General features: G+C 61.9%; 10 protein-coding genes. 7 read left to right on the top strand and 3 right to left on the bottom strand.

What is annotated here, in order from left to right; genetic code table 11:
* The first annotated feature begins 140 nt into the window (after positions 1-140).
* Both AC1Q6J_RS18705 and AC1Q6J_RS18710 read left to right on the top strand, forming a co-directional pair.
* Positions 141-899: an outer membrane lipoprotein carrier protein LolA gene (locus AC1Q6J_RS18705; protein ID WP_492280702.1), complete on the top strand. Its 759-nt coding sequence runs from the start codon at positions 141-143 to the stop codon at positions 897-899.
* Between the two features lie 147 nt (positions 900-1,046).
* Complete coding sequence (locus AC1Q6J_RS18710; protein ID WP_492280703.1) at positions 1,047-1,862, top strand: exodeoxyribonuclease III; 816 nt, start codon at positions 1,047-1,049, stop codon at positions 1,860-1,862.
* 19 nt (positions 1,863-1,881) lie between these two features.
* Here AC1Q6J_RS18710 and AC1Q6J_RS18715 read toward each other — a convergent pair whose 3' ends face one another.
* The gene (locus tag AC1Q6J_RS18715) at positions 1,882-2,322 is read right to left on the bottom strand and encodes a Crp/Fnr family transcriptional regulator (protein WP_492280704.1); all 441 of its coding nucleotides are present in this window, start codon (positions 2,320-2,322) and stop codon (positions 1,882-1,884) included.
* Positions 2,323-2,355: 33 nt separating this feature from the next.
* Positions 2,356-3,042: a response regulator transcription factor gene (locus AC1Q6J_RS18720; protein WP_006023290.1), complete on the bottom strand. Its 687-nt coding sequence runs from the start codon at positions 3,040-3,042 to the stop codon at positions 2,356-2,358.
* 289 nt (positions 3,043-3,331) lie between these two features.
* Between AC1Q6J_RS18720 and AC1Q6J_RS18725 the strand changes: the two genes are divergently transcribed.
* A complete protein-coding gene (locus tag AC1Q6J_RS18725; protein WP_492280705.1) occupies positions 3,332-3,901 on the top strand; it encodes a L,D-transpeptidase family protein in 570 nt (189 codons plus the stop codon).
* A 13-nt stretch (positions 3,902-3,914) separates the two neighbouring features.
* On the opposite strand, the gene AC1Q6J_RS18730 is transcribed toward AC1Q6J_RS18725, so the two are convergent.
* Positions 3,915-4,604 (bottom strand): YggS family pyridoxal phosphate-dependent enzyme, encoded by a 690-nt coding sequence (locus AC1Q6J_RS18730; protein WP_492280706.1) that lies wholly within the window; start codon positions 4,602-4,604, stop codon positions 3,915-3,917.
* Between the two features lie 108 nt (positions 4,605-4,712).
* Between AC1Q6J_RS18730 and AC1Q6J_RS18735 the strand changes: the two genes are divergently transcribed.
* The 4 genes from AC1Q6J_RS18735 (at position 4,713) to holA (ending at position 10,893) form a co-directional block, all read left to right on the top strand.
* Positions 4,713-6,404 (top strand): sensor domain-containing diguanylate cyclase, encoded by a 1,692-nt coding sequence (locus AC1Q6J_RS18735; protein WP_492280707.1) that lies wholly within the window; start codon positions 4,713-4,715, stop codon positions 6,402-6,404.
* A gap of 263 nt (positions 6,405-6,667) precedes the next feature.
* Entirely contained in the window at positions 6,668-9,298 is a 2,631-nt protein-coding gene (leuS, locus tag AC1Q6J_RS18740) for a leucine--tRNA ligase (protein ID WP_492280708.1), read from the top strand.
* Positions 9,285-9,839, top strand: coding sequence for an LPS assembly lipoprotein LptE (locus AC1Q6J_RS18745; protein ID WP_492280709.1), 555 nt, complete (start codon positions 9,285-9,287; stop codon positions 9,837-9,839). Before leuS ends, AC1Q6J_RS18745 begins: the two co-directional genes overlap by 14 nt.
* Before the next feature lie 25 nt (positions 9,840-9,864).
* Complete coding sequence (holA, locus tag AC1Q6J_RS18750) at positions 9,865-10,893, top strand: DNA polymerase III subunit delta (RefSeq protein ID WP_492280710.1); 1,029 nt, start codon at positions 9,865-9,867, stop codon at positions 10,891-10,893.
* Positions 10,894-11,088 lie beyond the last annotated feature (195 nt).

Consider the following 11,088-nt stretch of genomic DNA (forward strand, 5'->3'; position numbering starts at 1 on the left):
CGCCATAGCTTGGGGCTAGCCCCGACGGAAAGATCACAAGACATCCCTGACAGGACGAACCGTTGAGAAAATTCCATCGCCATCAGCCGTTCTGCCAGCCCCGGCGCCTCACATGTGCTGTTTCTGTTGCGAAAATGCCGATGATGGCGTTGGCGGCAACGATTGCAGCGTCGCTCATGATGCCATCGGCACTGGCCCAGGCTGTTCCTGTCCCAAAGCCCGCACCGAAAGCCCGCGCCGGCGACACCCCCGCACCGCAGGTGCAGGCACCCGCAACGTCGACACCACCGACGCCGATCATTCCGGATCTGCGCAGCCTGTTCGGCGGCGGAACGCCGAACCAGAATTTCGACGCCAATCAAAAGGCCTTGGCCGGCAAGGTCAGCACTTATCTCTCGTCCTTGCAGAACGTCTCAGGCAATTTCGTGCAGGTCGGTCCCGACGGCAAACGCACGACCGGCGATTTTTATATCCAGAAGCCCGGCAAGATCCGCTTCGAGTATGACGATCCGTCGCCGATCGCGCTTGTGGCTGACGGCACATCGGTGGTCGTGCTGGACCGCAGGCTCGCGACCCAGGATGTCTATCCGTTGTCGCAAACGCCGTTGCGCTATCTTCTGTCCGACCGCATCGATCTGCTGCGCGACACCAATGTCGTTGGCGTCTCCTCGGACAACATGTTCATCAGCGTAACCATCGAGGAAAAGCAGGCGCTGGTCGGGACCAGCCGGCTGATGCTGATGATCGGGGCCAAGGATAATCAGCTCAAGCAGTGGACCGTCACCGACCCGCAGGGCTACGACACCACCGTCGCGGTCTACAATCTCGACACCACCAAGAAGCTCGATCCTTCGATGTTCAGGATCGACTTCACCAACTATCAGAACTCGAATAATTAGTTTGCCGCCCTCGCCGTCACCCTGAGGTGCGAGCCTCTTCGGCGAGCCTCGAAGGGCGACGGCGTCACCACGCGGCATCCTTCGAGGCACGCAAGCGCGCGCACCTCAGGATGACGTCCTCCCCTGCAAATCCTGCTTACATCCCTCATGCGCCTCACCCTGACCACCTGGAACATCAATTCGGTGCGGCTGCGCATCGATCTCGTCGCGAAGTTCATCAAGTCCGTGCGGCCCGATGTGCTGTGTCTTCAGGAAACAAAATGCATCGATGACGCGTTTCCGCTGAAGCGCTTCAAGCAGCTCGGCTATGAGCACGTCGCCCTCAATGGCCAGAAGGGTTATCACGGCGTCGCCATCGTCTCGAAAATTCCGTTCGAATCGAGCGATGTGCGCACGTTCTGCGGCAAGGTCGATTCGCGGCATATCTCGGTGTCCTTCGGGCCGAAGGCGCAGATCGCCGAGCCGCTGGTCGTGCATAATTTCTACGTGCCTGCCGGCGGCGATATTCCCGATCCCGCGCTTAATCCGAAGTTCGAACACAAGCTCTCGTTCCTCGACGAGATGCGCGATTGCGAACCACTGCACCCGAAGCTCGCCGACCGGCATATTCTTGTCGGCGATCTCAACGTCGCGCCGCACGAACATGACGTGTGGTCGCACAAGCAGCTTCTGAAGATCGTGTCGCATACGCCGATCGAGTGCGAGAAGCTGCTCGGCGTACAGGCGCGCGGCAACTGGATCGACGTGGCGCGGCAGCGAATTCCGTTGTCCGAGAAAGTCTATTCGTGGTGGAGCTATCGTTCCGCGGACTGGAGCGCGGCGAACAAGGGCCGCCGCCTCGACCACATCTGGGTGTCAAAGGCGCTGGGCGACAGCGTTCGCGATTTCAGGATCACCAAGGATGCGCGCGGCTGGGAACGCCCGTCGGATCATGTGCCGGTGACCGCTGTTCTCGATGTGTGAGATCTTATAAGCGCGAGGATCAGCGCAGCGTCTCTGTCGCCCGAACCATCGCACCCGCCGCCGCGTTGGTGCGCGCGGCGAAATCATCGCGCAGACGCCGTGCCGCTTCAGGATGGCTTTCAAGTACGCGCTGAAACAGGCTGCGCGAAATGCGCAGCACCGACGACGGTTCGAGAGCCGTCGCTGTCGCCGGCCGCGCCATCGGAACCACGAGCGCGAGTTCGCCGATCAGGACATTCTGGCCGGCAATGGCTTCATGGCCGTCGTCGGAAGCGACGCGAAACGCGCCGTGCCGGACAATGAAGCCGGAATCCGCAGGATCGCCCTCTTCGAACAGCCGCTCGCCGAATCCGTATTCGCGCTGCTCGGCGCCGATCGCAAGCACCTGCAATGCCGCCGCGCCCAACAAATTCAATGTCGGGACCCGCGAAAACAGGGCGATGTCGTCTTCAATGGCCATAGCGTGCCGAAATAAATCGGCGATTGATTCGCCTCATGGCACCAGCTTATAGCCGCCGGATTCAGTCACAAGAATTTCGGGGTTCGCAGCGTCTTTCTCCACCTTCTGACGCAAGCGATAGATATGCGTTTCCAGCGTGTGGGTGGTCACGCCGGAATTATAGCCCCAGACCTCCTGAAGCAAGGTCTCGCGCGATACCGGCATCTGCCCGGCCCGGTAGAGAAAGCGCAAAATTGCCGTTTCCTTCTCGGTGAGCCGGACCTTCTTGGCGTTGGCGCCGGTCAGCATCTTGGAGCCCGGGCGGAAGCTGTAGGGGCCAACCGAAAACACCGCGTCTTCGCTGGCTTCATGCTGGCGCAGTTGCGCGCGGATCCGGGCCAGCAGCACGGCAAAGCGGAACGGTTTCGCGACATAATCGTTCGCACCCGATTCGAGGCCGAGAACCGTGTCCGAATCGGTGTCGTGCCCGGTCAGCATGATGATCGGCGACTTGAAGCCGCCCTTGCGCAGGCTGCGGACAACCTCGCGGCCGTCGGTATCGGGCAGGCCGACATCCATCAGCACGAGGTCGGGTGAGTTGCTTTTCGCCGCCAGCGCGCCCTTCGCACCGGTATCGACGGCGGATGCCTCGAACTCCTCGTGAAGCGACAACTGCTCCACCAGGGCATCGCGCAGATCGGTATCGTCATCCACGATCAAGATCTTGCGGGCGTTGGCCATTGCATCCAGTCCTTTAAAATTCGGCTTGTATAAGAGGGTCTGGAGAACGATCTCGAAGAACCTCGGCGAAATAGAGCATTTGCAGGCGAAAGCGCAAGCGAGTGGTCCGATTCTAACATTCGCATCCCGTTTCAGCAGGCCGTTTGCGAATGTTAGAATCAAAGGACCACTCGCAAAATATAAGTTCCTCGTGGAGTTTGGATTTGACATTCGCTTCGCGAATTCGCTGCCAGCAGGGCGAATGTCAAATCCACTCCACGAGGGTTGTACGCAGTCACGGGAACCAATTATGGGAAATCTAGGCTTTCCAAGGGCTTATCGAACACCGTTGCGTGATCGGCCGCTTTCCGCTGTCAGGGTCAGTGCCGCCGCCGGCCGGCCGAACCAGGGTTGGCTGGTGGCCGGCGCACATATCCTACCGGTCGCGCTTGGACGCGGCGGAATCAAGGCCAACAAATTCGAAGGCGATGGCGGAACACCCCGCGGCATCTTCCGGCCGGTGCGGCTGTGGTGGCGCGCCGACAGACACCCCCGGCCGCGAACCTATCTGCCGATCCGGGCGATCGGTCCCACGGACGCCTGGTCGGAGGATCCCGCCGACCGGCGCTACAATCGCGCAGTCAAACGCGCGACCGGCGAAGATGGCGACCGGCTGAGACGCGACGACCATCTCTATGACTTCATCATCGAGATCGACCACAACACCCGGCCACGCATCGCAGGGCGGGGCAGCGCCGTTTTCCTGCATCTCGCCCGCGAGAAATTTTCCCCGACCGCCGGTTGCGTCGGGCTCACCAAAAACGCGATGGTGAGATTGCTGTCGCGATTAGGGCCAGATACGAAAATCGTGATCGGATGATCGCTCGGTAAAATCAGCGATGTCCGAAGATCGCGGACCCGACGCGCACATGCGTCGCACCGAGCTGGATCGCCGTCGCAAAATCCGCGCTCATGCCCATCGACAATAATTTCAATCCATTGCGCGCGGCGATCTTGGCGGTCAGCGCAAAGTGCGCCGCCGGCGGATCCTCGGCCGGCGGAATGCACATCAGTCCGGAAATTTGCAGACCGTAAACGTCACGGCAGCTCGCGATGAATGCGTCGGCGTCCGCCGGCGCAATCCCCGCCTTCTGCGGTTCTTCGCCGGTGTTCAGTTGAACGAACAGTTGCGGCTGCCGGCCCTGCTTAACGATTTCCTTCGCCAGCGCTTCGCACAGACTGGCGCGATCCACCGAGTGAATGGCGTCGAACAGCGCCACGGCTTCCCTGGCCTTGTTCGATTGCAAGGGCCCAATCAGGTGAAGCGCGAGGCCGGGATGTTCAGCCAGCAACGGCGGCCACTTGGCCTTCGCTTCCTGCACGCGGTTCTCACCGAACACACGCTGGCCCGCGCGGATCACCGGTGCGATGGCGTCGCCATCGAACGTCTTCGACACCGCAACCAGCGTCACCGAAGAGCGATCACGGCGAGCGTCCTTGCACGCACGAGAAATCTCGCGCTCCACAGCGGCAAGGCCGCTTGGTGAATCAGATGTTACCGGCGACATTTTATCCACAGCCATCGAAGTAAACTTGCCCTCAAATTAAGGATCATTCGAATTTTAGCGAATTCAAAAAAGGGTCCTTGAAGCCTTTTTTTTGTAATGTTGGCGTGGGGCAAGGGAATACCGATGTCAATCGCCAGCTTCGGCCGCAACACGTCAAAACTCAAGGCGCTATTGGGGATTCGCGCGCGCCTTGTGCTTCTGGCGCTGATCCTGGTTGTACCGCTAATGCTCGATCGCGTCCGCCTGCTGGAAGACTCGCGGTCCAGGCAGATGATCCAGGCCGCAAACGAGCTGTCGGAGCTCGCACAACACACCGCCGATGCACAGCGCGAAATCATATCGACGGTCCAGGCTGTTGTGAAATCCTCCGCCTACATCTACGCCGCTGCCTCCCAACAGGGCCGCGGTTGCGCAGTGATGCGCGCAAGCCTGCGGGTCGACCTGCCATGGATTCGGGCTGTCTCGATTGTGGGACCGGACGGCAAGATAGCTTGCTCCACTGTGCCGGCCGTTGTCGGCGTCTATCTCGGTGATCGCGACTATTTCCTGAAAGCCCGCGAGTTTCACGAGTTTATAGTGAGCGATTACATCCAAAGCCGCACCACCGGACTTCCGACCATTGTCGCCGCTTACCCCGTGTCAGCGATCGACGGCGGACAGGAATCGGTGGTGATAGCGACAATCGATCTGAAATGGATGTCGCAGTTGCTGAGCAATCGCGGCGGGCGTTCGGGGGTATCGGTCGTTCTTGTCGACAGCACGGGAACGATTCTGGCGTCTCCGCCCGAAAGCGCGAATCTGATCGGGCAAAAGCTCAAGGACACTTCGTTGTTCGAAGCCGTAACGCTGCGCGAGATGAATCTCGATCGCGAGTACGGCTCGATCTCCTTCGAATCCGCGGACGGTGAGAAGAAGGCCGTATCGTTCGCGCGGGTCAGCGGCACGCGCGCCCGCATGATTGTCAGCATCAATCAGTCGGTGATGCTGGGTGACGTCAATCGGGATATCCGCACCGCTTATCTGCAACTGGCGCTTGTGGGGCTCTTCACGCTGCTCGGCGCATGGTTCGCGGGCGAACGCCTTATCATCCGGCCGCTCCGCATGATGACCGATACGGCCAATCGTTTTGGCCGCGGCGAGTTTTCGGCCAGGACATCGAACGCCTCGCTGCCGCTTGAGTTCATTCCGCTCGCGAGGGCCTTTGATGCCATGGCGTCGCAGCTGTCCGAGCGCGAGCGCGAAATGGCCGCCGCCAACGACCGGCTGACCGTGATCGCATCGCTCGACCTTGTGTCCGGTCTGGCCAATCGCCGGGGCTTCCAGAGCCGGCTGGAATTCGAATGGATGAAGGCGCTGCAAATCGATGGCCGGCTTTCGCTGCTGATGATCGACGTCGATCATTTCAAGCTTTTCAACGACACCTACGGCCACCCGGAAGGTGACGCCTGTCTGAGCCGCGTCGGCGAAGTCCTTGCGACAATCGCCAATTCATGCGGCGGCTTCGCGGCCCGATACGGCGGCGAGGAATTCTGCCTGTTGCTGCCCAACAGCGATCCCGCCCATTCCGTACAGATGGGCGAACAGGTTCGCGCGACGGTGGAAGCTCTCGCGATTGCGCACGTCACCAGCGACTTCAGGCGCGTCACCGTCAGTGTGGGCGTCGCGACGGTCGCGCCGGGCAGCGCCCAGCCGCAAAACGATCTGATCGAGGCGGCCGACGCGGCGCTGTACGCGGCCAAACGCCGGGGCAGGAACGCGGTGGTCGAACACGGCCTGATCCGGCCCGTGGATCGGCCGGTTTCACTGGCCGGCTAGTGGTCCGATTCTAACATTCGCATCCCATTTCGGCAGGAAGCCTAGCGAATGTTAGAATCGAAGGACCACTAGCAATTATAAGCCTCTAGTGGTGTTTTGGATTTGACATTCGCTTGCGGACTCGCGGCTAGGCGGGAGCGAATGTCAAATCCACTCCACTAGGCCGCGCAGACCCTATTTGCGCCTAAAGCGTTGACCCATCGCGGTCTTTTGTGGCTAGTCTGCCGCCTTCTGAATCCCCTTTTTGGCAGACGACCGATCCGATGAGTACCGAACGCTATAACGCCCGCGAATCCGAGCCACGCTGGCAAAAGCTCTGGGACGAGCGGGCGATTTTCGCCACGCGCAACGACGATCCCCGGCCGAAATACTACGTGCTCGAGATGTTCCCCTATCCGTCGGGGCGCATCCACATGGGTCATGTCCGCAATTACACCATGGGCGACGTGGTCGCGCGCTACATGCGCGCCAAGGGCTTCAACGTGCTGCATCCGATGGGCTGGGACGCCTTCGGCCTGCCTGCCGAAAATGCGGCGATCGAACGCAAGGTCGCGCCGAAGGCGTGGACCTACGAGAATATCGCCACGATGAAGAAGCAGCTCCAGACCATGGGGCTGTCGCTCGACTGGTCACGCGAGTTCGCGACCTGCGACCCGGGCTACTACAAACATCAGCAGAAGATGTTTCTGGATTTCATGAAGGCGGGGCTGGCCGAGCGCGAAAAGCGCAAGATCAACTGGGACCCGGTCGACATGACCGTACTCGCCAACGAGCAGGTGATCGACGGGCGCGGCTGGCGCTCGGGCGCTGTCGTCGAACAGCGCGAGATGAACCAGTGGGTCTTCAAGATCACGAAATACTCACAGGACCTGCTCGACGCACTCGACACGCTCGATCGCTGGCCCGACAAGGTGCGGCTGATGCAGCGCAACTGGATCGGCCGCTCCGAAGGCCTGCTGGTCCGTTTCGCGCTCGACCCCGCGACGGTACCGGGCGGCGAGAACGAACTGAAGGTTTTCACGACGCGGCCCGACACGCTGTTCGGCGCCAGGTTCATGGCGATCGCGGCGGATCATCCGCTCGCGCAGGCGGCTGCGTTGAAGAACCCGAAGCTTGCCGGATTCATCGCCGAGACCAAGCGTCAGGGCACCGCGCAGGAAATCATCGACACCGCCGAGAAGCAGGGCTTCGACACCGGCATCAAGGCCGTGCATCCGTTCGATCCGGACTGGAAGCTGCCGGTCTACGTCGCCAACTTCGTGCTGATGGAATACGGCACCGGCGCGATCTTTGGTTGCCCCGCGCACGATCAGCGCGACCTCGATTTCGTCAACAAGTACGGTCTTGGAAATACGCCGGTGGTCTGCCCGCCGGACGCCGATCCGAAATCGTTCGTCATTACGGACATCGCTTATGACGGCGAAGGCCGCATGATCAATTCGCGCTTCCTCGATGGCATGACCATCGAAGAGGCGAAGGAAGATGTCGCCAGGCGCCTCGAAGGCACAACGCGCGGCAATACGCCGGTCGGCGAGCGGCAGGTCAACTTCCGCCTGCGCGACTGGGGTATTTCGCGCCAGCGCTACTGGGGTTGTCCGATCCCCGTGATCCATTGCCCGAAATGCGATGTGGTGCCGGTGCCGGACAAGGATTTGCCGGTGGTGCTGCCGGAGGATGCGACCTTCGACAAGCCAGGCAATGCGCTTGACCATCATCCGACCTGGAAGCACGTCACCTGTCCTCAGTGCGGGGGCAAGGCCACGCGCGAAACCGACACGATGGATACGTTCGTCGACTCGTCATGGTATTTCGCGCGCTTCACCGATCCGTGGAATGAGAACGCGCCGACGACCCGCAAGGTCGCCGACCGCATGATGCCGGTCGACCAGTATATCGGCGGCGTCGAGCACGCGATCCTGCATCTGCTGTACAGCCGCTTCTTCGTCCGCGCGATGAAGGCGACGGGACACATCGGCATGGACGAACCGTTCGCCGGCATGTTCACGCAGGGCATGGTGGTGCATGAAACCTACAAGAAGCAGGACGGCACCTTCGCCTCGCCCGCCGAGATCAACATCGAGACTGTCGGCGACAAGCGCAGCGCGACATTGCTGACGACGAAGGAGCTGATCGAGATCGGTCCGATCGAAAAGATGTCGAAGTCGAAGCGCAACACGGTCGACCCCGACGACATCATCGGCACCTACGGCGCCGACACCGCGCGCTGGTTCATGTTGTCCGACTCGCCGCCCGACCGCGACGTGATCTGGAGCGAGGAAGGCGTGCAGGGCGCCGGCCGCTTCGTGCAGCGCATCTGGCGGCTGGTGAACGCCGCCGCGCCGCATCTGCCGGCACCGGGCACGGTCATCGCGGAGAACAGCGACGGCGCGATGGCGCTCCGGCGCATCGCCCACCGCACCCTCGCGGATGTCTCGGCCGCGATCGAGCGGCTGCGTTTCAACACCGCGATTGCAAAGCTCTATACCTTTGCCGGCGCGCTGGGGGACGTGGTCGACGGCCCGGCGAAATCCTTGCAGACCGACCCCGCCGTCGCGGCCGCGGCGCGGGAGGCGTTCGACATCCTGGTCCGGCTGATCTCGCCGATGATGCCGCACCTGGCCGAGCAATGCTGGCAGGCCCTGGGCCATCAGGGGCTGGTCTCGGAGGCCAATTGGCCCGAAACCGAAGCCAAATTGCTGGTCGATGACACAATTACGCTGCCAGTGCAGGTTAATGGCAAGAAGCGCGCGGATGTCACGGTCGCCCGAAATGCTTCAAACGGGGAAATTGAGGCTGCCGTTTTGACACTCGATGCAGTAAAATCAGCGCTGGACGGGAAACCTCCCCGAAAAGTCATTGTCGTTCCGCAGAGGATCGTGAATGTCGTGGTTTGATAAGCGCATCGCTGTCCGGCTCGTCGCCGTGGCCGCCCTTGCGGCCCTGACGGCCGGGTGCTTCCAGCCGATGTACGGCGAGCGCAGCGCGACCGGCGGCTCGGCTTTGCGCGAAAAGCTGCAAGGCGTCGAGGTTCCTCCGCTCAACGTGCCGAACGGGTCGCGCGAGGCGCGGCTTGGCGTCGAGATCCGCAACCACCTGATGTTCAGCATGTACGGCAGCGCCGTCGGCGGACCGCCGACCCACCGTCTGGTGATGCGGCTCAGCACATCCCGGCTGTCGATTATCGTTGACCCGACCACCGCCCGGCCCGACATCGAGAACTACGGCATCGATGCGACCTATGAGCTGAAGGACAACGCCACCGACAAGACGGTGCTGACCGGCACGACCTTCTCGCGCGTCTCCTACGACATTCCGGGACAGGCGCAGCGCTTCGCCCGTTCGCGCGGACTGCGTGACGCGGAAGACCGCGCCGCCAAGGTTATCGCAGATAACATCAGTCAGCGCCTCGCGTCGTTCTTCATCGCCGGCACCTGATCCGACAACCTGATTCGGAATAATTGTGGTCGCGCTTCGCGGGAAAGAAATCGACGCGTTTCTGGCCCGGCCCGATCCGTCGCGGCCGATCATCCTGCTCTATGGTCCCGACGCCGGCCTGGTGCGCGAGCGCGCCGATGCCTTGATGGCGTCGGCCGTCGACGATCCGAACGATCCGTTTTCTCTGGTTAAAATGGACGGCGACGAGCTCGCCGCCGAACCATCGCGTCTTGTCGATGAAGCCATGACGGTGCCGCTGTTCGGCGGCCGGCGCGCCATCCGGATTCGCGCCGGTTCGCGCAGCTTCGCCAGCGGCATCGATACGCTGGCCGAGATGCAGCCAAAGGATTGCCGCATCGTGATCGAGGCCGGCGAGCTGCGCCCCGACGCGCCGCTGCGAAAGGCCTGCGAGAGGGCAAAGTCCGCGGTCGCGATCGCCTGCTACGCCGACACCGAGCGCGATCTTGCGAAGCTGATCGACGACGAACTGCGCCTGTCGAATCTGAAGATTGCACCGGACGCGCGCGCAGCGCTGACGTCATTGCTCGGCGGTGACCGGCAGGCGTCACGCAACGAAATCCGCAAGGTCGCGCTTTACGCGCACGGTCAGCGCGAAGTCACCCTCGATGACGTCGTCGCCATCGTCACCGACGCATCGGGTCTGGCGCTCGATCCGATCGTCGACAATGCATTTGCGGGACGCGCCGCCGACGTCGAATCCGCGTTCGCCAAGGCGATGGCCGCCGGGACCTATCCCGGGTTGATCATCATGTCGGCACAGCGCCACGCCGCGCAGCTGCACAAGGCGCGGCTGTCGATCGAAGAAGGCCGCAGCGAACTTGAAGCGCTCGACAGCGGTTTTCCGCGGCTGCACTTTTCGCGCAAGACGCTGGTCGAAACGGCGCTGCGAAACACCAGTTCCGAACGCATGGCGCGGGTGATGGCGCAACTGGCCGACGCCGCATTCGACATGCGCAAACAGTCGTCACTGGCGGAAGTCATCGCGCAGCGCGCACTGCTTGCAATCGCGGTGAACGCGCGGCGGCGCGGATAAACGGGAACGACGGCACCTGCAACGGCCCGTTATCAGCATTTTCCGATTCAGTTTTCAAACAGCCACTTCATTTGCGCACGCGCGATCGCTCTCGCGCACTGCGCGAGGTGAGCTTTTAGTCTCGCCCCTCACAGCGCGCGCGAGGCCTGCCTCGTTCGCGCCCCTGACGAGGGGCATGGAGCGCCGCGAGGCGCA

The organism is Afipia sp. MLSD5-FHT05B12 (genome assembly GCF_058793355.1).

Coding starts and splice junctions, on each gene's coding strand:
- AC1Q6J_RS18705 (WP_492280702.1), top strand. CDS start 141: ATGATGGCGTTGGCGGCAACGATTGCAGCGTCGCTCATGATGCCATCG.
- AC1Q6J_RS18710 (WP_492280703.1), top strand. CDS start 1,047: ATGCGCCTCACCCTGACCACCTGGAACATCAATTCGGTGCGGCTGCGC.
- AC1Q6J_RS18715 (WP_492280704.1), bottom strand. CDS start 2,322: ATGGCCATTGAAGACGACATCGCCCTGTTTTCGCGGGTCCCGACATTG.
- AC1Q6J_RS18720 (WP_006023290.1), bottom strand. CDS start 3,042: ATGGCCAACGCCCGCAAGATCTTGATCGTGGATGACGATACCGATCTG.
- AC1Q6J_RS18725 (WP_492280705.1), top strand. CDS start 3,332: ATGGGAAATCTAGGCTTTCCAAGGGCTTATCGAACACCGTTGCGTGAT.
- AC1Q6J_RS18730 (WP_492280706.1), bottom strand. CDS start 4,604: ATGGCTGTGGATAAAATGTCGCCGGTAACATCTGATTCACCAAGCGGC.
- AC1Q6J_RS18735 (WP_492280707.1), top strand. CDS start 4,713: ATGTCAATCGCCAGCTTCGGCCGCAACACGTCAAAACTCAAGGCGCTA.
- leuS (WP_492280708.1), top strand. CDS start 6,668: ATGAGTACCGAACGCTATAACGCCCGCGAATCCGAGCCACGCTGGCAA.
- AC1Q6J_RS18745 (WP_492280709.1), top strand. CDS start 9,285: ATGTCGTGGTTTGATAAGCGCATCGCTGTCCGGCTCGTCGCCGTGGCC.